Source organism: Pseudomonas sp. MWU15-20650 (assembly GCF_023242475.1).
GTDB lineage: Bacteria > Pseudomonadota > Gammaproteobacteria > Pseudomonadales > Pseudomonadaceae > Aquipseudomonas.
Map to the genome: position 1 here is coordinate 72,838 of NZ_JALJFG010000001.1, position 21,416 is coordinate 94,253.

General features: G+C 60.6%; 24 protein-coding genes. 10 read left to right on the forward strand and 14 right to left on the reverse strand.

Annotation, left to right across the window (positions count from 1 at the left end; translation table 11 throughout):
- Positions 1-4: 4 nt before the first annotated feature.
- Positions 5-1,048, reverse strand: coding sequence for an aminopeptidase (locus M5B43_RS00350; RefSeq protein WP_248748288.1), 1,044 nt, complete (start codon positions 1,046-1,048; stop codon positions 5-7).
- Positions 1,049-1,190: 142 nt separating this feature from the next.
- On the opposite strand from M5B43_RS00350, the gene M5B43_RS00355 reads away from it, so the two are divergent.
- Entirely contained in the window at positions 1,191-1,613 is a 423-nt protein-coding gene (locus M5B43_RS00355; protein ID WP_248748289.1) for a hypothetical protein, read from the forward strand.
- On the opposite strand, the gene M5B43_RS00360 is transcribed toward M5B43_RS00355, so the two are convergent.
- The gene (locus M5B43_RS00360) at positions 1,614-1,853 is read right to left on the reverse strand and encodes a DUF1161 domain-containing protein (protein ID WP_248748290.1); all 240 of its coding nucleotides are present in this window, start codon (positions 1,851-1,853) and stop codon (positions 1,614-1,616) included.
- A 191-nt stretch (positions 1,854-2,044) separates the two neighbouring features.
- Entirely contained in the window at positions 2,045-2,476 is a 432-nt protein-coding gene (locus M5B43_RS00365) for an OsmC family protein (protein ID WP_248748291.1), read from the reverse strand.
- A gap of 216 nt (positions 2,477-2,692) precedes the next feature.
- Here M5B43_RS00365 and M5B43_RS00370 point away from each other — a divergent pair, with 216 nt between their 5' ends.
- Positions 2,693-3,694 carry an LLM class flavin-dependent oxidoreductase gene (locus M5B43_RS00370; protein WP_248748292.1) on the forward strand — a complete coding sequence of 334 codons (1,002 nt, stop codon included), beginning with the start codon at positions 2,693-2,695 and terminating at the stop codon, positions 3,692-3,694.
- 62 nt (positions 3,695-3,756) lie between these two features.
- Here the strand turns inward: M5B43_RS00370 and M5B43_RS00375 are convergent, their stop codons facing one another.
- Positions 3,757-3,981 carry a DUF1161 domain-containing protein gene (locus M5B43_RS00375; RefSeq protein ID WP_248748293.1) on the reverse strand — a complete coding sequence of 75 codons (225 nt, stop codon included), beginning with the start codon at positions 3,979-3,981 and terminating at the stop codon, positions 3,757-3,759.
- A 115-nt stretch (positions 3,982-4,096) separates the two neighbouring features.
- Entirely contained in the window at positions 4,097-4,312 is a 216-nt protein-coding gene (locus M5B43_RS00380) for a dodecin (protein WP_078739963.1), read from the reverse strand.
- Between the two features lie 154 nt (positions 4,313-4,466).
- Between M5B43_RS00380 and M5B43_RS00385 the strand changes: the two genes are divergently transcribed.
- Complete coding sequence (locus M5B43_RS00385; protein WP_003187304.1) at positions 4,467-4,793, forward strand: DUF883 family protein; 327 nt, start codon at positions 4,467-4,469, stop codon at positions 4,791-4,793.
- An 8-nt stretch (positions 4,794-4,801) separates the two neighbouring features.
- On the opposite strand, the gene M5B43_RS00390 is transcribed toward M5B43_RS00385, so the two are convergent.
- The gene (locus M5B43_RS00390; RefSeq protein WP_248748294.1) at positions 4,802-5,698 is read right to left on the reverse strand and encodes a LysR family transcriptional regulator; all 897 of its coding nucleotides are present in this window, start codon (positions 5,696-5,698) and stop codon (positions 4,802-4,804) included.
- A gap of 110 nt (positions 5,699-5,808) precedes the next feature.
- Here M5B43_RS00390 and trpB point away from each other — a divergent pair, with 110 nt between their 5' ends.
- From trpB to M5B43_RS00405, 3 genes are all read left to right on the forward strand, one after another.
- Positions 5,809-7,035 carry a tryptophan synthase subunit beta gene (gene trpB, locus M5B43_RS00395; protein WP_248748295.1) on the forward strand — a complete coding sequence of 409 codons (1,227 nt, stop codon included), beginning with the start codon at positions 5,809-5,811 and terminating at the stop codon, positions 7,033-7,035.
- Positions 7,036-7,845: a tryptophan synthase subunit alpha gene (gene trpA / locus M5B43_RS00400; protein ID WP_248748296.1), complete on the forward strand. Its 810-nt coding sequence runs from the start codon at positions 7,036-7,038 to the stop codon at positions 7,843-7,845.
- 138 nt (positions 7,846-7,983) lie between these two features.
- Positions 7,984-8,427: an RcnB family protein gene (locus tag M5B43_RS00405; protein ID WP_248748297.1), complete on the forward strand. Its 444-nt coding sequence runs from the start codon at positions 7,984-7,986 to the stop codon at positions 8,425-8,427.
- Between the two features lie 44 nt (positions 8,428-8,471).
- Here the strand turns inward: M5B43_RS00405 and M5B43_RS00410 are convergent, their stop codons facing one another.
- From M5B43_RS00410 to M5B43_RS00435, 6 genes are all read right to left on the reverse strand, one after another.
- Positions 8,472-9,782, reverse strand: coding sequence for an MFS transporter (locus M5B43_RS00410; RefSeq protein WP_248748298.1), 1,311 nt, complete (start codon positions 9,780-9,782; stop codon positions 8,472-8,474).
- A gap of 159 nt (positions 9,783-9,941) precedes the next feature.
- Positions 9,942-11,090, reverse strand: coding sequence for a galactonate dehydratase (gene dgoD, locus M5B43_RS00415; protein WP_248748299.1), 1,149 nt, complete (start codon positions 11,088-11,090; stop codon positions 9,942-9,944).
- Between the two features lie 47 nt (positions 11,091-11,137).
- Positions 11,138-11,758: a 2-dehydro-3-deoxy-6-phosphogalactonate aldolase gene (locus M5B43_RS00420; RefSeq protein ID WP_248748300.1), complete on the reverse strand. Its 621-nt coding sequence runs from the start codon at positions 11,756-11,758 to the stop codon at positions 11,138-11,140.
- A 1-nt stretch (position 11,759) separates the two neighbouring features.
- Complete coding sequence (locus tag M5B43_RS00425) at positions 11,760-12,719, reverse strand: 2-dehydro-3-deoxygalactonokinase (RefSeq protein WP_248748301.1); 960 nt, start codon at positions 12,717-12,719, stop codon at positions 11,760-11,762.
- A gap of 153 nt (positions 12,720-12,872) precedes the next feature.
- On the reverse strand, positions 12,873-13,199 hold the full coding sequence (locus tag M5B43_RS00430) for a DOPA 4,5-dioxygenase family protein (RefSeq protein WP_248748302.1): 327 nt from the start codon (positions 13,197-13,199) through the stop codon (positions 12,873-12,875).
- 30 nt (positions 13,200-13,229) lie between these two features.
- Entirely contained in the window at positions 13,230-14,180 is a 951-nt protein-coding gene (locus M5B43_RS00435; RefSeq protein WP_248748303.1) for a LysR family transcriptional regulator, read from the reverse strand.
- 103 nt (positions 14,181-14,283) lie between these two features.
- On the opposite strand from M5B43_RS00435, the gene betC reads away from it, so the two are divergent.
- The 3 genes from betC (at position 14,284) to M5B43_RS00450 (ending at position 18,396) form a co-directional block, all read left to right on the forward strand.
- The gene (betC, locus tag M5B43_RS00440) at positions 14,284-15,798 is read left to right on the forward strand and encodes a choline-sulfatase (protein WP_248748304.1); all 1,515 of its coding nucleotides are present in this window, start codon (positions 14,284-14,286) and stop codon (positions 15,796-15,798) included.
- 15 nt (positions 15,799-15,813) lie between these two features.
- Positions 15,814-16,728, forward strand: coding sequence for a choline ABC transporter substrate-binding protein (gene choX / locus M5B43_RS00445; protein WP_248748305.1), 915 nt, complete (start codon positions 15,814-15,816; stop codon positions 16,726-16,728).
- A 99-nt stretch (positions 16,729-16,827) separates the two neighbouring features.
- Entirely contained in the window at positions 16,828-18,396 is a 1,569-nt protein-coding gene (locus M5B43_RS00450) for a SulP family inorganic anion transporter (RefSeq protein ID WP_248748306.1), read from the forward strand.
- A gap of 32 nt (positions 18,397-18,428) precedes the next feature.
- Here the strand turns inward: M5B43_RS00450 and aroE are convergent, their stop codons facing one another.
- Positions 18,429-19,247, reverse strand: coding sequence for a shikimate dehydrogenase (aroE, locus tag M5B43_RS00455; protein WP_248748307.1), 819 nt, complete (start codon positions 19,245-19,247; stop codon positions 18,429-18,431).
- Positions 19,247-20,179, reverse strand: a complete 933-nt coding sequence (gene hemF, locus M5B43_RS00460) for an oxygen-dependent coproporphyrinogen oxidase (RefSeq protein WP_248748308.1) — start codon at positions 20,177-20,179, stop codon at positions 19,247-19,249. The genes aroE and hemF overlap by 1 nt, the downstream gene beginning before the upstream one ends.
- Positions 20,180-20,338: 159 nt before the next feature.
- Between hemF and M5B43_RS00465 the strand changes: the two genes are divergently transcribed.
- Complete coding sequence (locus M5B43_RS00465) at positions 20,339-21,316, forward strand: NADPH:quinone reductase (protein ID WP_248748309.1); 978 nt, start codon at positions 20,339-20,341, stop codon at positions 21,314-21,316.
- Positions 21,317-21,416 lie beyond the last annotated feature (100 nt).

Sequence of the window (21,416 nt, forward strand, 5' to 3'; positions counted from 1 at the left end):
GGCTCTAACGCCCACCACCTTCCAACTGCTTGAGCGCCGCCTTGCGCTGCACCACCGGCAACCCTCCCAGTTGTTCCACTGCGGCATAAAACTTCACCCAGTCGCCACCTTCCTGGCGAAACAACGCGGCAAACGCCGGCACCCATTGGTCATACAGCCCGAACGGTAACAGCCGCGCGTTATTCAACGGCTGGTTGACCCAGACGTCATATCGCTTGTCACCGCCCCATTGGTTATCCCGTAGCTGCCGGTACTCCGTGCGCAAACGCTCGAACTGCGCCGCCTTGGCCTGCCGCATCACATCAGCGACCAAGGGCTTCGCGTACAAGGTTTCCAGGCGTTTACGGGTATCGAGAATCAGCCGGATGAATTGATCACGCTGCTGCAACGCCGTATCGCTGACAGGTGCCAAGCCCCGCGCCGCACGCCATTGGCGGGTGCCTTCCTGCTCGACGAAGTTGGCGTATGACTCGTTGAACTCGGTATCGTCCTTCACGTAAAAACGCTGGTGCGCCAACTCATGAAAGATCAGCGTGGCAAGACGCTCATCACCCCAGTTCATCATCGAACTCATGATCGGATCATTGAACCACCCCAAGGTGGAATACGCCTCGACGCCACCGATCGACACGTCCATGCCCTGTTGTTGCAACAGCGCCGCGGCCCCTCGCGCCGCCCCCTGGTTGTAGTAACCACGGTAAGCGACGCAACCGGCGATAGGGAAACAATGAGTCTGGGGGCTTAAGGAAAATTCCTGCGTGGCGAAGACATTCCAGACCACATAAGGGCGACCAATGTCGGCGTACAACCGGTAACTCTGGTTGTCGGGCAAGTGCAAGTGCTCACTGGCAAAAGCGCGCGCCTTCTGCGATTGCACCAGATGGTCACGCAGCCGCTGTGGCCGAGAAGGGTCGGCGATGACGTCGGCAACCGGCTCCCGGGCCCGCAACAATTGCCATTGGCCGCTGGCCAACTGGCTGTAATAGGTGACGCTGGAACAGCCGCTGAGCAGCACAATCATCAACCCTGGAAGAAAACGCCTGACCATGCCCCGATTGCTCCTGGGTGAATTGCTCGCCAGCCTAGCCTGCCTGCACAAAATTTTTCTACGGCGTGGCATGTTTATACTGAAAGGGAGTTTGCTGCCCTCGGCACCATGCTCGACTCTTTCCTACCGTTGAGTGCCAGCCATGCGCCAGCTCCTGCTACCCATTACCGTCCTGCTCCTCAGCGCCTGCGCTTCGAACCCTGTACCGCCGGCCGATCCGCAGCAGGCCTGGGTCGATTTCGCCACGCCGACACCCGGCGCCAAACTGGTCATGGCCCAGCGCCTGGACGGCAAGAGCGTTGACGATGGGCGCTACTTCCAAGTGCCCGCCGGCAGCCATGAGTTGATGGTGCGGTTTGATTTCGAGGTACCCACCGGCGGCAGCTTCGGCGGCTTTGGGCAAACCACCGACCGTACCTGCTTCATCACCTTGCAGTACGATCACTTCGAAGCCGGCCAACGCTATCGCCTGGAAGGTCGCTCATTGGCCTATACGCCGAACATCCGTTTATATGACGCCGCTCGCCAATTGCTGGCCGAAGAACGCAGCGTGAACTGCATCTGATCAGTCGTTGTTTCTCTGATAGATGATGCGCTTGGTGCCGCTTTCGCAGGAGCCGACAATCATCGCGCTGTCATGATTCTTGGCTTCTTCGGCGGTGATGATCTCCAGGGTATAGGACGGAATCGCCTTGGCCTGGATCTTCACTTCAATCTCTTTCCTGAGCGCTTCACAATCTTTTGGCTTGGCCACGGCCGAAGTGGCCAAAACACCGCAGATGATCGCCAAAGCAAAACGTTTCATGGGTGAAGCTCCCTGAATGCACTGCGCACGGGTGTGCGCCTAAGGCTGCCTAGGTTATAGGACCAGCTAGGGGAAACACGAGTTCTGATTTACGTGGGAGGGGGCTTGCTCCCGATTGCGATGTATCAGTCAACCTGGTGCTGGCTGACAGCAATCGGGAGCGAGCCCCCTCACATTGGAGCTGCGTCGTGTCAGTTGACGAGCGTGGCATCCAGGCTGATCTTCGCGTTCAGCACCTTGGAGACGGGGCACCCTTCCTTGGCCTTCTTGCTCAGTTCATCGAACTGCGCCTGGCTCGCGCCCGGGATCTTGGCCTTCAGAATCAGGTGCACGGCGGTAATCGCAAAGCCGCCGTCGACTGGGTCCAGGGTCACTTCAGCCTGGGTATCAATGCTGTCAGCCTTAAGCCCTGCGTCGCCAAGAATCATGGAAAACGCCATGGAGAAACAGCCGGCATGGGCCGCGCCGATCAGTTCTTCAGGGTTAGTACCCTTGCCGCCTTCGAAGCGGGCCTTGAAACCGTAGGGCGCTTCGCGCAGCACACCGGTTTGCGTGGAAATAGAACCCAGGCCAGTCTTCAGATCACCTTCCCAATGCGCGGATGCTTTTTTAACGATACTCATAGCGGTCTCCTCGAACGGTGGTTTTGCGTCAGTAAGGAGTCTGAGGATAGACGGCAGGGCAAAGTTCATCTTGTCGGAGAAACCTAGCTATTTAGTAGGAAATTTCACGATCACTATTGAATCTCGGGTATATGCCCTCATTGCATGAAGCATGCACATGAAGCGGCAGGTTTTGGTTCGTCTATAAGCCTGCGCACCCAATGGAGAAGCAGGCTTATGAAATCGCTGTCCGATGTGAAGTTCTCGACCCTTGACCTGGTGCCCGTGCGTGCCAACGGCAGCCCGGCGCAGTCGTTGCGCAACTCCCTGGACCTCGCCCAGCATGTGGAAAAGTTCGGCTACAACCGCTTTTGGGTGGCTGAACACCACAACATGGACGGCATCGCCAGCTCCGCCACCTCGGTATTGCTCGGCTACCTCGCCGGTGGTACTTCGACGATCCGCGTCGGTTCCGGTGGGGTGATGCTACCCAACCACGCGCCACTGGTGATCGCCGAGCAATTCGGCACCCTCGAAAGCTTGTACCCCGGCCGAATCGACCTGGGCCTGGGCCGCGCGCCCGGTTCCGACCAGATGACCGCCCGCGCCCTGCGCCGAGAGCGCTCCGGCAGCGCGGATGATTTCCCCGAAGACGTGGCCGAGCTGATGGCCTACCTGGGCCCGCGCACGCCCGACCAACGCGTCATCGCCGTGCCAGGCACCGGCACCAACGTGCCGGTGTGGTTGCTGGGCTCCAGCCTGTTCAGCGCGCAGTTGGCCGGTGAACGCGGTTTGCCCTACGCCTTTGCCTCACATTTCGCACCGCGTTTGATGCACGAGGCGATTCGCGTATACCGCAATCATTTCAAGCCTTCAGCCGTGCTGGACAAGCCCTACGTGATGCTCGGCATTCCGTTGGTGGCGGCAGACACCGACGAGCAGGCCGACTACCTGGCCACCTCGGTGTACCAGCGCATCCTGGCGCTGATGCGTGGGCAAAGCCTGGTACAGCGCCCGCCGGTGAAAACCATGGACGGCCTGTGGCTGCCCCATGAAAAAGACGCGGTCGGCAGCTTCCTCGGCCTGGCCATGGTGGGTAGCCCGGCGAAGATCCGCGCGAAACTGGAGGTCCTGATCGAACAGACCGGCGCCGATGAACTGATCTTTACCTGTGACCTGTACGAGCATGCTGACCGGATTCATTCCTACGAACTGCTGGCAGAAGTGATGAAGGGCTGAATGCCTGCAGGCGAAAAAAAACCGACGCACTCGCGTCGGTTTTTTATGTCTGGAACACGGGATTAACCGCGCTTGTAGACGATTTCCTTGGTGCCGCCTTCGCAAGTGCCAATCACCTTGCCATCGGCTGAAGCACCTTTTTTGACAACATCCAGCGAGTAGTGCTGAACACCTTTAGCATCAAGCTTCGCCGCGAGTTCGCTTTTCAGCTCTTCACAAGGCTTGCCCGCCGCCAGGGCCGTACCCGCAATGCTCAACAAACCTACCGCCAACAGGAACTTCTTCATCCGTTACTTTCCTTGCGCTGATCGAAAAGAGCGTGCCGACGCGCGTTGCGTCGGCACCCTAAGGTTGTAGCGCAGGTTATGGCAATCGGCCAGTCAGCAAGTTCCACTCACGGGCTCAACTACTGGCAATTCGGAATCCCACCTTGAGCGTGACCTGGAAATGCGCGGCCTTGCCGTCCTTGATGTGACCACGGGTTTCGGTCACCTCAAACCATTCCAGGTGCTTGATGCTCTTGTTCGCCTCGGCGATTGCGTTGTTGATTGCGTCTTCGATGCTGGTCGTGGACGAACCCACCAGTTCGACTTTCTTGTAGGTGTGATGATCTGACATAGCGTTTCTCCTGAGGTCTCTACTGAGCGTAGCAGTCAATGCACGTACTGCTTCTGGCGACTGTTCCTACGTGAAAGTTCAGATTTACTGCACTTTCTGAAACCGTCGCAGTCGGTATCTACACACGCCACTCAATCACTTCAGGAGAGTCAACATGGCCAACACTTCTTTACGCAAAGCGTCGCTGGAAAGCATGGAAGCCGAGATTTCGAGCCTGCTCAAGTCCCTTGAGAGCCTCAAGGACGATGCGTCCGATGAGTCGCGCAAAACCCTGAAGGCCCTGAAAAGCAATGCCGAGAATGCCCTCAAGCACTCGCGCCACCTGATCAGCGATGCCTACGAAGAAAGCAAAGTCAAAATCCGCGAAACCAGTGCTGCAACCCGCGACTACGCACAAGAGCACCCATGGACGACTGCCGGTGTCGCCGTGGGCGCGCTGGGCCTGCTGGCGGCTTACCTGCTGTGCAAACGCGGTGACTGATTTACCGGCTACAGCGGTTGGCGCAACAGCTCAGCCTTGAGCCACTGTGCCAACTGACCCGCGCGCCCGTCCGAGGCGCGCTTGGGTAGCCACAACGCCAGGTGCGCCGGGGTTTCACTGAAACCCCACGGTGCCACCAGGCGCCCCGCGCGCAGGTCCTCTGCCACCAGCGGTTCTGGCGCAATCGCCACGCCTAAACCAGCAACCGCCGCTTCCAGCAAATAATACAAATGCTCAAACCCCTGGCCGAGTTTCAACGCGCCGGGCTCGATACCGTGCTGCCGCGCCCAACTGGGCCAGGCTTGCGGGCGTGACGTGGTATGCAGCAGCATTTCGCCACACAACGCCTCCGCGGGCGCCTGACGCAGCAGTGTGTAACCGGCATAACGCGGGCTCATGACCGGGCCGATGCGCTCGCTGGCCAGTTCATACACCTGCATATCCGCCGGCCACGGCGGCTCGGCGAATACCAGCAGGGCGTCCAGCCCAGGGCGACGCGGATCAAGATCGCCTTCGCCCGCCGACAGGTGCAGGCGCAAGTCGGGTAAGTCGGCATTCAAACGCCCCAGGCGCGGGATAAACCAGCGCGCCAGCAAACTGCCCGAACAGCCCAGCACGAACGGTGCATCGGCGCTGCTTTGGGTGAGTTCGGCACACACGTCCCTTAAACGCTCGAACGCCTCGGCGCTGGCATCCCGTAGCCTGGCGCCTGCATCTGTGAGTTTAAGGCCACGCCCTTCCTTAACGAACAGGCTGATACCCAAATGCTCTTCAAGCACTTTCAATTGGCGGCTCACCGCGCCGTGGGTCACATGCAATTGCTCGGCGGCTTGGCTGACACTGTTGAGCCGGGCAGTGGCTTCGAAAGCGCGCAAGGCATTAAGGGGGGGAAGGTCACGACTCATCTGTGAGTTTTCCTGACAGGTTACACCGATCTTATCGGTTTTCAGCGCCGGATGTGAGGGGTAGAGTGGCTGTCATTGCTTTTCACACAAATGCCTAACTGGAGCGCCCCATGACTCAGTCCCAGACCGATCTGCGCAACGGCCCTGACGCCAACGGCCTGTTTGGTGCGTTCGGCGGCCGCTACGTTGCCGAAACCTTGATGCCGTTGATCCTCGACCTGGCCCGTGAATACGAAGCGGCCAAAATCGATCCGGCGTTCAACGAAGAATTGGCCTACTTCCAACGCGACTACGTCGGACGCCCAAGCCCACTGTACTTTGCCGAACGCCTGACCGAGTTCTGCGGCGGCGCCAAGATCTACCTCAAGCGCGAAGAGCTGAACCACACCGGCGCGCACAAGATCAACAACTGCATCGGCCAGATCCTGCTGGCGCGGCGCATGGGCAAGAAACGCATCATCGCCGAGACCGGCGCCGGCATGCACGGTGTGGCCACCGCCACCGTCGCCGCGCGTTTTGGCCTGGACTGCGTGATCTACATGGGCACCACCGACATCGAGCGCCAGCAGGCCAACGTGTTCCGCATGAAGCTGCTGGGCGCCGAAGTCATCCCGGTGGTCGCCGGCACCGGCACCTTGAAAGACGCGATGAACGAAGCCCTGCGTGACTGGGTGACCAACGTCGACAGCACCTTCTACCTGATTGGCACCGTGGCCGGCCCACACCCGTACCCCGCCATGGTGCGTGACTTCCAGGCCGTGATCGGCAAGGAAACCCGTACCCAACTGCAAGCCCAGGAAGGCCGACTGCCGGACAGCCTGGTGGCGTGCATTGGCGGTGGCTCCAATGCCATGGGCCTGTTCCACCCGTTCCTGGATGACACCAGCGTCGAGATCATTGGCGTGGAAGCGGCGGGGCACGGCATCGAAACCGGCAAGCACGCCGCCAGCCTCAATGGTGGCGTACCGGGCGTGTTGCACGGCAACCGTACCTTCCTGCTGCAGGACGACGACGGCCAGATCATCGACGCACACTCGATTTCCGCCGGCCTGGACTACCCGGGCATCGGCCCGGAGCACGCCTGGTTGCACGACATCGGCCGCGTCCAGTACACCTCGGTGACCGACGACGAAGCCCTCGACGCGTTCCACAAATGCTGCCGCCTGGAAGGGATTATTCCTGCACTGGAAAGCGCCCACGCCCTGGCCGAAGTGTTCAAGCGCGCACCGACGCTGCCGAAGGATCACCTGATGGTGGTGAACCTGTCCGGCCGTGGCGACAAAGACATGCAAACCGTGATGCACCATATGGAACAGTCTCAGCAGGAGAAACACTAAATGAGCCGCCTGCAAACACGTTTTGCGCAACTGAAAGAACAAAACCGCGCCGCCCTGGTGACCTTCGTCACCGCCGGCGACCCGGGCTATGACACCTCGCTGGCGATCCTCAAGGGCTTGCCAGCCGCTGGCGCCGACGTGATCGAACTGGGCATGCCCTTCACCGACCCGATGGCCGACGGCCCGGCCATCCAACTGGCCAACATCCGCGCACTGACCGCCAAGCAAAACCTGGCGAAAACCCTGCAGATGGTGCGCGAGTTTCGCAAGGACAACAGCGACACGCCGCTGGTGCTGATGGGCTATTTCAACCCGATCCACAAATACGGTGTGCCGCGGTTTATTGCCGACGCCAAGGAAGCCGGCGTTGACGGCCTGATCGTGGTCGACATGCCCCCAGAACATAACGCTGAGCTGTGCGACCCCGCCCAGGCGGCGGGCATCGACTTTATCCGCCTGACCACGCCGACCACCGATGACGTGCGCCTGCCCACGGTGCTCAACGGCAGCTCCGGGTTCGTGTATTACGTCTCCGTGGCCGGTGTGACCGGTGCCGGTGCCGCCACCCTGGAGCACGTCGAGGAAGCCATGACCCGCTTGCGTCGCCATACCGACCTGCCGATCAGCATCGGTTTTGGTATCCGCACGCCGGAGCAAGCGGCGGCCATCGCGCGCTTGGCGGACGGTGTCGTGGTGGGCTCGGCGCTGATCGATCACATCGCCACTGCCAAGAATGATCAGCAAGCCATTGATGGCGTGTTGAGCCTGTGCGCGGCATTGTCGGAAGGTGTGCGCAACGCCCGTAAGTAAGCGGGCCGTCAGCGATAGGTAAAGTTCCTGATACAGAGGAATCATACGGGCAATTCAGTAACTAAACTGACAAGACCAAGGGATTTCGAACCCGGTTCGAAATCCCTTTTTGCTGTTGGTGCCGTTGAGGAATTCCTGATGAAAATGCCTAAATCCGTGATAGCCGGCGTCGGCGTGCTGGTCCTGGGTGCCAGCGCCCTGGTGCAGGCCGCGCCGCCCTATGACCAGGGCGGCCCTGGCCGTGGTGACCAGCACGATCAGCGCGACCAGCGCGGCGATGACCACCGAGGTCCACAGCACGATCACCGTGGCGGCCCACCCGAAGACTTCGGCCCGGTGCGCCAAGTGATCCGCGATAACCACAACGACTTCCGTCGCGGGGCGCCACCGCCTCGCGGCATTCACTTGGTGCGTGGCCAACGCCTGCCGCCTAATTACTACGGTGAACGCCTGGACAGCCGCGCCTTGTCTCACCTGCCGGTCTACCCGGGCTACGAATGGCGTCGTTCCGGTGGCGATATTGTGTTGATCGCCATCGGCACCAGCATCGTCTATCAGATTCTGGATGGCGCGTTGTACTAGAGCGCGATTCCTTGTGGAGAGGGAGCACGCTCCCTCTCCACCTGTTATTCATTCAGTTCGATACGTTCGACCTTGCCCACCAGCAACACGTAGGAAAGCGCCCCAAGCAACGCCAGCACCGCAATATAGGTAATCGCCGGCGCAAACGAATCCCCACTGGCCAAAAAGCCAATCACGATCGGCGTGGCAATCGCTGACAAATTACCGATGAAGTTAAACACCCCGCCCGTCAGCCCGAGCAAGCGCGCCGGGGCCAAGGTCGACACCAGCGACCAGGTGATAGACGCCAAGCCGTTGCCGAAAAACGCCACCGCCAGGAACGTGATCACCCACGCCGTGGAGTCCACGAAGTTGGCGCCAATGATCGCCGTGGAAATCAACAACCCGCCTATGATCGGCAATTTGCGCGCAAAGCCCACCGACGCTCCGCGACGAATCAGCCAATCGGAAAACACCCCGGAACACAGCACGCCAACAAACGCCGCCAGGAAGGGCAACGAGGCCAGCAGGCCGGACTTGATGAAGTCCATGCCGCGATATTTCACCAGGTAAGTCGGGAACCACGTCAGGAAGAACCACAGCGTGGAGTTCAGGCAGAACTGCCCCAGGTAGATACCCCAGAGTTTGCGCTTGCTCAGCACAACGCCCAAGTCGACCCAACTGAACGGCGCCTTGGCGGTTTGCGCTTGCATGTCCACCAGGCCGCCTCCGTCGCGGATCAATTGGATTTCAGCTGCGTTGGCACCGTTGAAATCCTTAGGCTCGCGGTACACCGCGTACCAGATCAACGCCCACAGAATGCCCACGCCACCGGTTGCGACAAACACCATGTGCCAGCCGAACGCGTGTTGCAGCCACGCCAGCACCGGCGTGAGAAACGCCAGCCCGACAAACTGCCCGGAGGTGTAGACGCCGATCGCGGTGGCGCGCTCGCGCTCGGGAAACCAGGTGGTAACCACCCGACTGTTGATCGGGTAGGCCGGCGCCTCCAACGCCCCCACCGCCATGCGCAGCACAAACAGGGCGATAAAGCTGGCGGCAAAACCCAGCATCACGGTGGCAATCGACCACAACAGCAGGGCTGCGGTATAGAGCACGCGCGGGGGGACGCGGTCCACCAACCAGCCGCCAGGAATCTGCATGGCGGCGTAGGTCCAGCCGAAGGCGGAGAAGATCAGCCCGACATGCACCGGGTCGATCCCCAGCTCACTGGTCAGCGCCGGGGCGGCAATCGAGAGGTTGCTACGATCGAGGTAGTTGATCACCACGGTGATAAACAACAGCACCATGATGAAGAAGCGCTTTCGCGTAGGCGTGACTAAAGAAACCTGCCCGGTGAAGGATTCAGGATGCATGGAGGTTGCCTCTTCTTATGATTTATTAGGGACAAATCCTGCTGACGGAACCGGATCAACCTGTGGGAGGGGGCTTGCTCCGATGGCTGAGTGTCAGTCGACATCTTCGGCGGCTGGTACACCGTCATCGGGAGCAAGCCCCCATGTCTTACCGCGTTCTCACCACTCGGCAAAACTGCCATCGGCATGACGCCAGATCGGGTTGCGCCAACGGTGGCCAATGGCGGCACGCTCGATCACGTACTCCTCGTTAATCTCGATGCCCAGGCCCGGCCCGTTGGGAATCTTCACGAAGCCTTTGTCATAGTCGAACACGCCCGGGTCGCGCACATAGTCGAGCAGGTCGTTGCTCTCGTTGTAATGAATACCCAGGCTCTGCTCCTGGATAAACGCGTTGTAGCAAACCGCGTCCAGTTGCAGGCACGCCGCCAGTGCAATGGGGCCCAACGGACAGTGCAGGGCCAGGGCCACGTCGTAGGCTTCGGCCATGTTGGCGATCTTGCGGGTTTCGGTGATACCGCCGGCATGGGAGGCGTCCGGCTGGATGATGTCGACGTAACCTTCGCTGAGCACGCGCTTGAAGTCCCAACGCGAGAATAAGCGCTCGCCCAGGGCAATCGGCGTGCTGGTCAGCGGTGCCAGTTCTTTGAGCGCTTCGTAGTTTTCGCTGAGCACCGGCTCTTCGATAAACATGAGCTTGTAGGGGTCCAGCTCTTTCATCAGCACCTTGGCCATGGGCTTGTGCACGCGACCATGAAAGTCGACGCCGATACCCACGTTAGGGCCGACCGCATCGCGCACAGCCGCGACATTGGCCAGGGCCAAGTCGACTTTGTCGAAACTGTCGACGAACTGCAGTTCTTCGGTGCCGTTCATCTTCACGGCGGTGAAGCCACGGGCCACCGCCTCTTGGGCGGCACGGGCAGTGTCGGCGGGGCGGTCACCACCGATCCACGAATACACGCGGATCTTGTCACGCACCTGGCCGCCCAGCAGATCGCTGACCGACACACCCAGGGCCTTGCCCTTGATGTCCCACAATGCCTGGTCGATGCCGGCGAGGGCACTCATGTGCACCGCACCGCCGCGATAGAAGCCGCCGCGATAGAGCACGGTCCAGATGTCTTCGATATTGCGCGGGTCTTTGCCGATCAGGTAGTCGGATAATTCTTCGACTGCGGCCGCCACGGTGTGAGCGCGGCCTTCAACCACAGGCTCACCCCACCCCGTCACACCCTGGTCGGTTTCGACCTTGAGGAAGCACCAGCGCGGCGGGACGATAAAGGTCGTCAGTTTGGTGATTTTCATCTGTTATCTCTCTTATAGATGCAGCGCCTGTGGGCGCGGAACTTGAATCAGTTCAAGGCATTCCAGGCCGCGACATACGCCTGGGCGCGGCTCGCGACCTGATCCACTGTCATTCCCGGCTTGAACAGCCCGGAACCCAAGCCGAAGCCCTTGGCGCCGGCGTCGATAAACACCTGCATGTTGCCCGGGGTGATACCGCCCACCGGCAGCAGCAACGTGCCCTGCGGCAAGACCGCCAGCCACGCCTTGATCACCGCCGGGCCCAGTTGCTCAGCCGGGAACAGCTTCAACACATCAGCGCCCTCGGCCAATGCGGCAAAAGCCTCGGTGGGCGTGGCAACGCCTGGCGACAGGTAAAGGCCCGCCGCTTTTGCTGCACGCAACACCTTGGCATCGCTGTGAGGCATGACGATCACCTGGCCACCGGCGGCTTTGACGTGCTCAACCTGCTCGGCGCTCAACACCGTGCCCGCACCGATCAGGCAATCGGCGGGCAAGCTGTCGCGCAGGGTGCGGATGCTGGTGTAGGGGTCCGGTGAGTTCAGCGGGACTTCGAGCACACGAAAACCCGCCTCGTAGAGGACCTGGCCAACCGCTTCAACCTCATCCGGTCGTACGCCACGCAGGATTGCGATCAAACCGTTATGTGCGAGTGCTTGCTTGAGCATGTCAGGCCTCCAATACAGGTTGAGTGAGCCCGGCAGCCACCGCCAGTTGCCACAGGCCGCGTTCGGTGGCTTCTCGCGCCAGGCTGACATGGGCGAAACCGCACAGGGCCAGGGCGCGTTGATAGCGGGCGCAGAGTGGGGCGGCACCGACCAGGATGATCGGCTTATGGTGTGCGGTGCCGGGTAAGCCCGCGAGTTCGTGGCCGATCAACAGGCCGGACAGGTAATCGGGTTGTTGGTCAGGCGCGAGCTCGGCGGTCAGCCCAAGCGTGCGGGCACTGAACAACGTCGACAGCACGCCGCGCTGGCCATCTGCCGACAGCGCAACCCGTACGCCCCGGTCAAAAGCGTCCGCCTGGAAATGCTCGCCTATGTGTTGGGTTCGCCCCAGGATGCTGTGCTTGCTCAACACCGCGAACAATTCACCGGTCATGAAGGTGTCGAAGTGCGTGATGCAGCCATCGACCACCTCGACCCATTTGGAATGGCTGCCGGGCAGGCCAATCAATACCTCGGCTGCGAGCCCTTGCAATACGCCGAGCACTTGGGTTTCTTCGCCGCGCATCACGTTGGGCAAACCCACCTGCTCAATCACGCCCGGCACGATATGCACATCGACTCCGCGCACGCTGCGCACGGTATGCAGCGCCTGACCCAGGCTTGCGACATCAACGGGCGTGTTGCGGTAGGCCGCTTCGCTCCACCCCTGTGCACTGCCGACCATGCCGCAGGCGATCACCGGCAGGCCGGGCTGGGCGTCGAGCCAATCGCCACAGGCCGCATCGAACGCCAACTCGAAACCGTCATGGCAGCGACTACCGGCAATCATCCGGGGCTCGCTGGGCAAATGCATGATCCCCGCGGCCAGCGAGCGCTGTTCGAGCACCACGCCGGCTGGGCCGAGTTTATAAGCACGAAGGGAGCTGGTCCCCCAGTCGAGCGCGATCAATTGCGCCTGCATCGCTTCACCTGAAATAAGTGGGTGCTGAAAAAAGCAGATGGGCGAATATAAACCTATGCGCGGCAATATCTCAATATATAAATAACAGTCCCATATAGTGGGATGAAGTAATAAAAAATCCTGTCACCTCTTCAAATGAAGTGACAGAATTGATTAAAAAACAGACAGATCCAATTCGCGCATCGCGCCCATCCAGACCGCGTAATCGGTGTGATCCTTCAGGTCGTCGCCGGTCTCGGGGTGCAGGAACACCACCAGGCCATTGCGGTGCAGCGCCAGCCACGGCAACACCACGCCGATGTATTCCGGCGCGAACGCCAGTTGGCAACTCCAGTCCGGATGCGGACCTACCGGGCGTTCATGCACGCGCCCCATGCGCAGCGGGAACAGTTGGGTCGCGTCTTCGCATAAGGTGCGCGCCTGGTCGATGGTGCTGGCGTCGAAGTAGATATGGGCGTGGTAGCCCTTGATACGTTGCATGGCGAAATCCGGATCCAATATGCCCCGATCCTAGACCGCAATCGACGGCAGGGCCAGCCCGGTCAACGACTGCGCGCTGCTGGCTTGTTCCGCCACCAGCCAATCGACAAAGCGCTCGACCAACTGCCCCCGGCGTTTGCGCTGGGGCTGCACCACGTAATAGCCGAAACGCGAGATCACCGTGTCGCTGATCGGTCGGCACAGCCAATTCTGTTCCAGCAGGTTATCCACCAGGTGGCGCCAGCCGATGGCAACGCCCTGGCCAGCAATCGCGGCCTGGATCAGCAGGGTGTAGTTGTCGAAACGCAATTGGCCGGGTGTGGGCGCGGTGGTAATACCCAGCTCGCGAAACACACCACTCCAGTCGAACCACTGGCTGTTGTTTTCCTGACGCAAGTGCAGCAGCGGGCAGTCGTGCAAGGTGTGCAGAGTCAACGGCGCTGCCTGGGCCTTGAGCCATTGCGGGCTGCACACCGGGAACACTTCCTCGTTGAACAGCCACAGGCTGTCACCCTGTTTGAAACGACCATCACCGAATAACACCGCCACATCAATATCACTGCGCAGGGTGGCGTGGTTACGTTCGCTGGTCACCAAGCTGACATCGACCTGCGGGTTGGCCTGATGGAAGCGATGCAGGCGCGGCATCAACCAGTAGGCGGCGAAGGCAAAATCGGTGGCCACTTGCAGCACTTCGTGCTGATCCTGCTGGGTGATCACACTCAGGCCCTGGTTGATCGCCTGCAAGCCGCTTTGTACGTGCTCGAACAGCAGCGCACCGGCATCGGTCAGCTCAATACCACGGTAGATACGATCAAAAAGGCGGATCGCCAGTTGCTCTTCAAGGCGCTTGATCTGCTGGCTGACGGCTGGCTGGGTGGTGCCCAACTCCATCGCCGCAGCGGTGAAACTGCGGTGGCGTGCCGCCGCTTCAAAGGCACGTAACAGATCGAGAGATAAATCGCCGAGGGCTTTATACATAAGCTGTACTTATCCTAGACATTGCTTTTCATGGGCTTTACCCCACTTTACGAGGGCCGCATGCTCATTGGCATAAACACCGCCTATGGAATGCCGAAGACTCATGAAGCGCAAGAACATTCTTTTCATCATGGCCGATCAAATGGCCGCGCCGATACTTCCGTTCTACGCACCTTCTGCGATCAAGTTGCCGAATTTGAGCCGCCTCGCCGCACAGGGCGTGGTGTTCGACGCCGCCTATTGCAACAGCCCGCTGTGCGCGCCATCACGTTTCACGCTGGTCAGCGGCCAGTTGCCGAGCAAGATCGGCGCCTATGACAACGCCGCGGATTTCCCCGCCGATGTACCGACCTATGCCCACTATTTGCGCCGCCTGGGCTACCGCACCGCGCTGTCGGGCAAGATGCACTTCTGCGGGCCAGACCAACTGCATGGCTACGAAGAGCGCCTGACCAGCGATATCTACCCCGCCGACTATGGCTGGGCGGTGAACTGGGATGAGCCGCACGTGCGCCCCACCTGGTACCACAACATGTCCTCGGTGCTGCAAGCGGGCCCGTGCGTGCGCACCAACCAGTTGGATTTCGACGAGGAGGTGATCTTCAAGGCCCAGCAGTACCTGTTCGACCATATCCGCGAGGACGGCGAGCAGCCGTTCTGCCTGACCGTATCGATGACCCACCCTCACGATCCGTACACCATTCCCAAGCCGTTCTGGGACCTGTACGCCGACAGCGACATCCCAATGCCAGCAACGCCGGCCCAAGCCGACCTCGACCCACATTCCCAACGCCTGCTCAAGGTCTATGACCTGTGGGACAAACCGCTACCGCTGCATAAAATTCGCGATGCGCGCCGCGCCTACTTCGGCGCCTGCAGCTACATCGACAGCAATGTCGGCAAACTTTTGCAAACCCTGGAAGACACCGGCCTGGCCGACGACACGATCATCATCTTCTCCGGCGACCATGGCGACATGCTCGGCGAGCGCGGCCTCTGGTACAAAATGCACTGGTTTGAAATGGCCGCCCGCGTACCGCTGCTGGTCAGTGCGCCGGGGCAGTTTGCGGCGGGCCGCGTGACCCAGGCCGTGTCCACCGCCGACCTGTTGCCAACGCTGGTGGAATTGGCCGGCGGCGAGTTGGACCCATGCCTGCCACTGGACGGCCGCTCACTGCTGCCACACTTGCAGGGGCAGGGCGGGCACGACGAAGTCTTCGGCGAATACATGGCCGAAGGCACCCTCGGCCCACTGATGATGATTCGCCGGGGTGCCTACAAATTCATCTACAGCGAAGACGACCCTTGCCTACTGTTCGATGTGCACAACGACCCGCACGAGCGCGAGGAGCTCAGCCAGTCACCGGAACACCGGCCATTGTTCGAGGCGTTTTTGAGTGAAGCGCGGGCCAAATGGGACATCCCGGCGATCCACCAGCAGGTGCTCGCCAGCCAACGCCGTCGGCGCCTGGTGTTTGAGGCGCTGACCCAAGGCAAGCTGAAGAGCTGGGATCACCAGCCCCTGGTGGACGCCAGTCAGCAATACATGCGCAACCATATCGACCTCGACGACTTGGAGCGCAAGGCGCGTTATCCACAACCCTGCCAAAACCAATAGAACAGAGGGAAGGCCATGCAAAAGTTAGCTGCGGTAGTGGGAATCTTGGCGCTGAGCAGCGCCAATGTGTACGCGGACACCCGTTGTGACACGGTGAAGATGGCCGACCCGGGCTGGAGCGATATTGCCGCCACCAATGCCATCACCGGTTTTTTGCTGACGAGCATGGGCTACAAAGCCAAGGTCGACACCCTGGCGGTGCCGATCACGTTTGGCGGGCTCAAGGACGGCCAAGTGGACGTATTCCTGGGTAACTGGATGCCGGCGCAGCAAGGCTTTTACGACAAGTTCGTGGCCAATGGCGATGTGGTGCAACTGGCGAAGAACCTGGACGGAACTGAGTTCACCCTCGCCGTACCGGACTATGTGTGGGACGCCGGGGTGCATGACTTTGCCGACCTGAACAGGTTTGCAGACAAGTTCGACAAGAAGATCTACGGCATCGGTTCCGGCGCACCGGCCAATATCTCGCTGCAGGAAATCATCAAGAAAAATGACTTTGAGCTGGGCCAATGGAAACTGATCGAGTCAAGTGAACAGGCGATGCTCGCCGAAGTGTCGCGGGCGGTAAAGAGACAGCGGTTCGTCACCTTCCTCGGCTGGACGCCGCACCCGATGAACGTGCAGTTGAACATGCATTACCTCAAAGGCGGGGAAAAATACTTTGGTGACACCGGCAGCGTGTATACCCTGACCCGCAAGGGTTATGCACAAGCCTGCCCGAATGTCGCAAAACTGCTGACCAACCTGAGCTTCACCCAAGCGATGGAGAACAGCATCATGGCTGAAGTCGCCAACAACAAGGTCAGCAATGGGGATGCGGCGAAGGCGTGGATCAAGGCGAACCCGGTGGTGCTGGATAAGTGGCTGGAGGGGGTGAAAACCGTGGATGGCCAGGACGCGCTTGCGGCAGTCAAAGCCAAACTCTAAAGCACGCCATAATCCAAATGTGGGAGAGGGGCTTGCCCCCTCCCACACGAACCGGTGGGTACTGATACCCTGAATCAAACCTTTCTACCCGAGCCTTCGATGCCCCGGCCCAACCGCCATACGCTCTTCCCCTTCCTCGCCTGGCTCCCGCGCCAAACCCGCGCCAGCGTCGGCCGGGATGCCATCGTCGGCCTCAGCGGCGCGGTGCTTGCACTGCCGCAGTCGATTGCCTACGCATTGATCGCCGGGCTCCCACCGGAATATGGGCTCTACGCAGCCATCATCCCGGTGCTGATCGCCTGCTTGTGGGGCTCTTCCTGGCACCTGATCTGCGGGCCCACGGCGGCGATTTCCATCGTGCTCTACGCCAGCGTCAGCCCATTGGCCATGCCGGGGTCGCAGGACTACATCACGCTGATTCTGCTGCTGACATTCCTGGCCGGCGTGTTCCAGTGGCTGCTGGGTCTGCTGCGTTTTGGCGCGTTGGTGAATTTTGTCTCGCATTCGGTGGTGCTCGGTTTCACCCTGGGCGCCGCGGTGGTGATTGCCCTGGGGCAGTTGCCCAATCTGCTGGGGCTGGATTTGCCGAGCCAGGCCACGGCCATCAACAGCCTGCTGGCGCTGATCGAGCATGGGGGTGAATGGGACTCTGCATCTCTGGCTCTGGGGCTGGGTACTTTGGGAGTGGGTGCCCTGCTCAAGTACCTGGCGCCACGCTGGCCGACGCTGTTGATCGCCCTGGCGTTGGGTAGCCTGACCGCTTGGCTGTGGCCGGGGATGTTCGGGCATGTGGCACTGGTCAGTTCCTTTATCGGCACACTGCCGCCGTTCAGCCCGCTACCAATGGATATCGATATGATGCTGCGCCTGCTGCCCAGCGCCGTAGCCGTGGGCATGCTGGGGCTGGTGACCAGCCTGTCGATTGCGCGTTCCCTATCCGCCCGTTCGCAACAGTTGCTCGACGCCAACCGGGAAGTCCGCGCCCAGGGCTTGTCCAACATCGTTGGAGGATTTTTCTCCGGGTACTTGTCGGCCGGTTCCTTTACCCGCTCAGGGCTCAGCTACGAGGCCGGCGCGTGCTCACCGTTGGCTGGCGTTTTTTCCGCACTCTGGGTCGCCCTGTTTGCGTTATTTGGCGCGGTGTTGATCGCTCATATTCCGATCCCAAGCATGGCGGCGAGCATCCTGCTGATTTGCTGGGGCCTGGTGGACCATCGCAGCATTCGTGCGCTGTACCGGGTCAGCCGCGCCGAATTCGTGGTGATGAGCCTGACGTGCGTCGCCACCTTACTGCTGGAGCTGCAAACGGCGATTTATGCGGGGGTACTGGCGTCACTGTTTTTCTACCTCAAACGCACCTCGCAACCACGGGTTCAGCAATGGCGCGATGGCGACGAAGATATATTACGGGTGGGCGGCTCGATCTTTTTTGGCGCCAGCCATTACCTGCAAGTGCGCCTGCAACGGTTGCAGGGCAAGCGGGTGGTCATCGAAGCGCAGCAGATCAACTTTATCGACTATTCGGGCGTGGAGATGCTGCACCAGGAAGCGCGGCGGTTGGCAGGGTTGGGGCGCAGCCTGACGTTGCGCCGGGCCAGGCCGCAGGTGGTGGATGAGTTGAAGAAGCTGGAAGGGGCCGATAGCTGCCCCATCCACTTCGAAGACTGAACGCGATCAAACACTGTGGGAGGGGCTTGGCGTTAAGCCAGCTGGCGGCGTAGTTCGGCCAACACCGGCGCCGAGTCCGGACGCACACCGCGCCACAAGAAGAACGCCTCTGCGGCCTGTTCCACCAGCATGCCCAGCCCATCCATCGCCACCGCAGCGCCTTGTTCAGTGGCCCAGCGGCAGAAGGCGGTCGGTTCCTTGGCGTACATCATGTCGTAGCAGAACGTCTTGCCCGGCTCGATCAGGCTGCTGGCAATCGGCGGTACATCGCCTGTCAGACTGGCCGACGTGGCATTGATGATCACGTCCACCGGCTCACGCAACCAGTCGAACCCACTGGCAGATACCGGGCCCAGATCATCGAACAATTCAGCCAGTAACTCGGCCTTTTCCACAGTGCGGTTGGCGATGATCAGTGAGGCGGGCTGCTCGGCCAGCAGCGGCTCCAGTGCACCACGGACGGCGCCACCGGCGCCCAGCAACAGGATGCGTTTGCCGTGCAGGTTCAACCCGGCATTCACCGTCAGGTCGCGTACCAGGCCCGCGCCATCAGTGTTGTCGCCCAGCAAGGTGCCGTCGGCTAACGTGCTGAGGGTGTTGACCGCACCAGCGCGTTGGGCGCGTTCGGTGAGCGTGTGGGCCAGGCGGTAGGCATCTTCCTTGAACGGCACGGTAACGTTGGCGCCACGACCCTGTTTGAAAAACTCACGGGCACAACCGACGAAATCCTCCAGGGGCGCGAGCAAGGTGCTGTAGTCCAACTGCTCGCCGGTCTGCTGCGCGAACATCCGGTGAATCAACGGTGATTTGCTGTGGCCAATGGGATTGCCGAAGACGACATAACGATCCATCACACCGCCGCCTTGGGCGCGGCAATGCCCAACCAGTCGCGGTCTTGCAGGAAGTAGTCGGTGAGGCGTGCTTCTTCGCTGCCGGCCTCGGCCTTCCAGTCATAACTCCAGCGCACTTGCGGGGGCAGCGACATCAGGATCGATTCGGTACGCCCACCCGATTGCAGGCCGAACAGCGTGCCACGGTCATAGACCAGGTTGAATTCAACATAGCGGCCCCGGCGAAACTCCTGGAACTCCCGCTGCTGTTCGGTATAGGCAGTGGCCTTGCGACGCTGCACGATCGGCAGGTAAGCGTCGATGTAGGCGTCGCCGATCGCGCGGATAAACGCGAAGCAGGTGTTGAAGTCCCACTCGTTCAAATCATCGAAAAACAGGCCACCGATGCCACGGGGCTCATTGCGATGCTTGATGTGGAAGTAGGTGTCGCACCAGGCTTTGTAGCGCGAATAGACATCCGCACCGAACGGCGCACACGCCTGCTCGGCCACGCGATGCCAGTGGATGCAGTCTTCTTCGTTGCCATAGTAGGGCGTCAGGTCGAAACCACCACCGAACCACCATACGGGCTCTTCGCCTTCTTTCTCGGCGATGAAAAAGCGCACGTTGGCGTGGGAGGTCGGTACATGCGGGTTGTGCGGATGGATCACCAGCGACACCCCCAGGGCTTCAAACCCGCGACCGGCCAGCTCAGGACGATGCGCACTGGCGGACGGTGGGAGGCCACTGCCAAATACGTGGGAAAAATTAACGCCGCCTTTTTCGATCACCGAACCCTTTTCGAGCACACGGGTGCGACCGCCGCCGCCGGCAGGCCGGGTCCAGGCGTCTTCGATAAAGCGAGTGTCCGTCTCGAAGGTTTCCAGGGCGCTGCAAATGCGGTCTTGCAGATCAAGCAGGTAGGCTTTAACAGCCTCGGTGCGGGTAGTCATGGCATCACCTTGAATCGGGCAAAGCTACACGAGGCCATTGGGCGTCGGCGGCAAATGGGCGCACAGGATACCACCGCACTCCGGTGCGCCACAGTTGACGAAGATCAAGCTTAGGAGTCCGATAAGGGCCTTCGCGAATTCGACCCAAGGAGAAGGCAGATGGCTAAACGTATCCAGTTCCGTGCCCATGGTGGCCCCGAAGTACTTGAGTATGTGGACTACACGCCAGCGGAACCAGGCCCACAACAGGTTCGCGTGCGTAACGAGGCCATTGGCCTGAACTTCATCGACACCTATTTCCGCAGCGGCCTCTACGCGCCGCCGACCCTACCGTCGGGCCTGGGTGCGGAAGGTGCCGGCGTGGTCGATGCGATCGGCAGTGACGTCACCCAGTTCAAGGTCGGCGACCGCGTGGCCTACGGCAGCGGTCCATTGGGTGCCTACAGCGAACTGCATGTGCTGCCCGCCGCCAATCTGGTGCACCTGCCGCACGACATCAGCTTCGAACAAGCGGCCGGAGCCATGCTCAAGGGCCTGACCGTGCAGTATCTGCTGCGCCAGACCTATGACTTGAAAGGTGGCGAAACCATTCTGTTCCATGCGGCTGCCGGTGGTGTCGGTTCCCTGGCCTGCCAATGGGCCAAGGCGCTGGGCGTGAAACTGATCGGTACGGTGAGTTCGCCGGAAAAAGCCGCTTTGGCCAAATCCCTCGGTGCGTGGGAAACCATCGACTACAGCAAGGAAAATGTTGCACAACGCGTGCTGGAATTGACTGACGGCAAAAAGGTGCCGGTGGTGTACGACGGCGTCGGCAAGGACACCTGGCTGACGTCGTTGGACAGCGTGGCCCCACGTGGGCTGGTGGTGAGTTTCGGCAACGCGTCAGGCGCGGTAGATGGGGTGAACCTGGGTATTTTGGCAGCCAAGGGCTCGCTGTACGTCACCCGGCCGACCCTGGCGACTTACGCCAATAACCCGAAAAACTTGCAAGCGATGGCCGATGACCTGTTCTCGATGATCAAGAGCGGCAAGGTGCGTATTGATATCAACCAGCGGTTTTCGTTGGCGGATGCGGCGAAGGCGCAGACGGCGTTATCGGGGCGGCGCACCACCGGGTCGACCATCCTTCTGCCATAAAGGCTTAAGACAGTGGTTTGAAGGGCCTCTTCGCGAGCAAGCCCCCCACATTCGACCGCATTCTTACTGAAGGAGCACGGTCAAATGTGGAAGCGGGCTT

Excerpts from the sequence above, each read along its gene's own strand:
- M5B43_RS00350 (WP_248748288.1), bottom strand. The coding sequence starts at position 1,048 with ATGGTCAGGCGTTTTCTTCCAGGGTTGATGATTGTGCTGCTCAGCGGC.
- M5B43_RS00355 (WP_248748289.1), top strand. The coding sequence starts at position 1,191 with ATGCGCCAGCTCCTGCTACCCATTACCGTCCTGCTCCTCAGCGCCTGC.
- M5B43_RS00360 (WP_248748290.1), bottom strand. The coding sequence starts at position 1,853 with ATGAAACGTTTTGCTTTGGCGATCATCTGCGGTGTTTTGGCCACTTCG.
- M5B43_RS00365 (WP_248748291.1), bottom strand. The coding sequence starts at position 2,476 with ATGAGTATCGTTAAAAAAGCATCCGCGCATTGGGAAGGTGATCTGAAG.
- M5B43_RS00370 (WP_248748292.1), top strand. The coding sequence starts at position 2,693 with ATGAAATCGCTGTCCGATGTGAAGTTCTCGACCCTTGACCTGGTGCCC.
- M5B43_RS00375 (WP_248748293.1), bottom strand. The coding sequence starts at position 3,981 with ATGAAGAAGTTCCTGTTGGCGGTAGGTTTGTTGAGCATTGCGGGTACG.
- M5B43_RS00380 (WP_078739963.1), bottom strand. The coding sequence starts at position 4,312 with ATGTCAGATCATCACACCTACAAGAAAGTCGAACTGGTGGGTTCGTCC.
- M5B43_RS00385 (WP_003187304.1), top strand. The coding sequence starts at position 4,467 with ATGGCCAACACTTCTTTACGCAAAGCGTCGCTGGAAAGCATGGAAGCC.
- M5B43_RS00390 (WP_248748294.1), bottom strand. The coding sequence starts at position 5,698 with ATGAGTCGTGACCTTCCCCCCCTTAATGCCTTGCGCGCTTTCGAAGCC.
- trpB (WP_248748295.1), top strand. The coding sequence starts at position 5,809 with ATGACTCAGTCCCAGACCGATCTGCGCAACGGCCCTGACGCCAACGGC.
- trpA (WP_248748296.1), top strand. The coding sequence starts at position 7,036 with ATGAGCCGCCTGCAAACACGTTTTGCGCAACTGAAAGAACAAAACCGC.
- M5B43_RS00405 (WP_248748297.1), top strand. The coding sequence starts at position 7,984 with ATGAAAATGCCTAAATCCGTGATAGCCGGCGTCGGCGTGCTGGTCCTG.
- M5B43_RS00410 (WP_248748298.1), bottom strand. The coding sequence starts at position 9,782 with ATGCATCCTGAATCCTTCACCGGGCAGGTTTCTTTAGTCACGCCTACG.
- dgoD (WP_248748299.1), bottom strand. The coding sequence starts at position 11,090 with ATGAAAATCACCAAACTGACGACCTTTATCGTCCCGCCGCGCTGGTGC.
- M5B43_RS00420 (WP_248748300.1), bottom strand. The coding sequence starts at position 11,758 with ATGCTCAAGCAAGCACTCGCACATAACGGTTTGATCGCAATCCTGCGT.
- M5B43_RS00425 (WP_248748301.1), bottom strand. The coding sequence starts at position 12,719 with ATGCAGGCGCAATTGATCGCGCTCGACTGGGGGACCAGCTCCCTTCGT.
- M5B43_RS00430 (WP_248748302.1), bottom strand. The coding sequence starts at position 13,199 with ATGCAACGTATCAAGGGCTACCACGCCCATATCTACTTCGACGCCAGC.
- M5B43_RS00435 (WP_248748303.1), bottom strand. The coding sequence starts at position 14,180 with ATGTATAAAGCCCTCGGCGATTTATCTCTCGATCTGTTACGTGCCTTT.
- betC (WP_248748304.1), top strand. The coding sequence starts at position 14,284 with ATGAAGCGCAAGAACATTCTTTTCATCATGGCCGATCAAATGGCCGCG.
- choX (WP_248748305.1), top strand. The coding sequence starts at position 15,814 with ATGCAAAAGTTAGCTGCGGTAGTGGGAATCTTGGCGCTGAGCAGCGCC.
- M5B43_RS00450 (WP_248748306.1), top strand. The coding sequence starts at position 16,828 with ATGCCCCGGCCCAACCGCCATACGCTCTTCCCCTTCCTCGCCTGGCTC.
- aroE (WP_248748307.1), bottom strand. The coding sequence starts at position 19,247 with ATGGATCGTTATGTCGTCTTCGGCAATCCCATTGGCCACAGCAAATCA.
- hemF (WP_248748308.1), bottom strand. The coding sequence starts at position 20,179 with ATGACTACCCGCACCGAGGCTGTTAAAGCCTACCTGCTTGATCTGCAA.
- M5B43_RS00465 (WP_248748309.1), top strand. The coding sequence starts at position 20,339 with ATGGCTAAACGTATCCAGTTCCGTGCCCATGGTGGCCCCGAAGTACTT.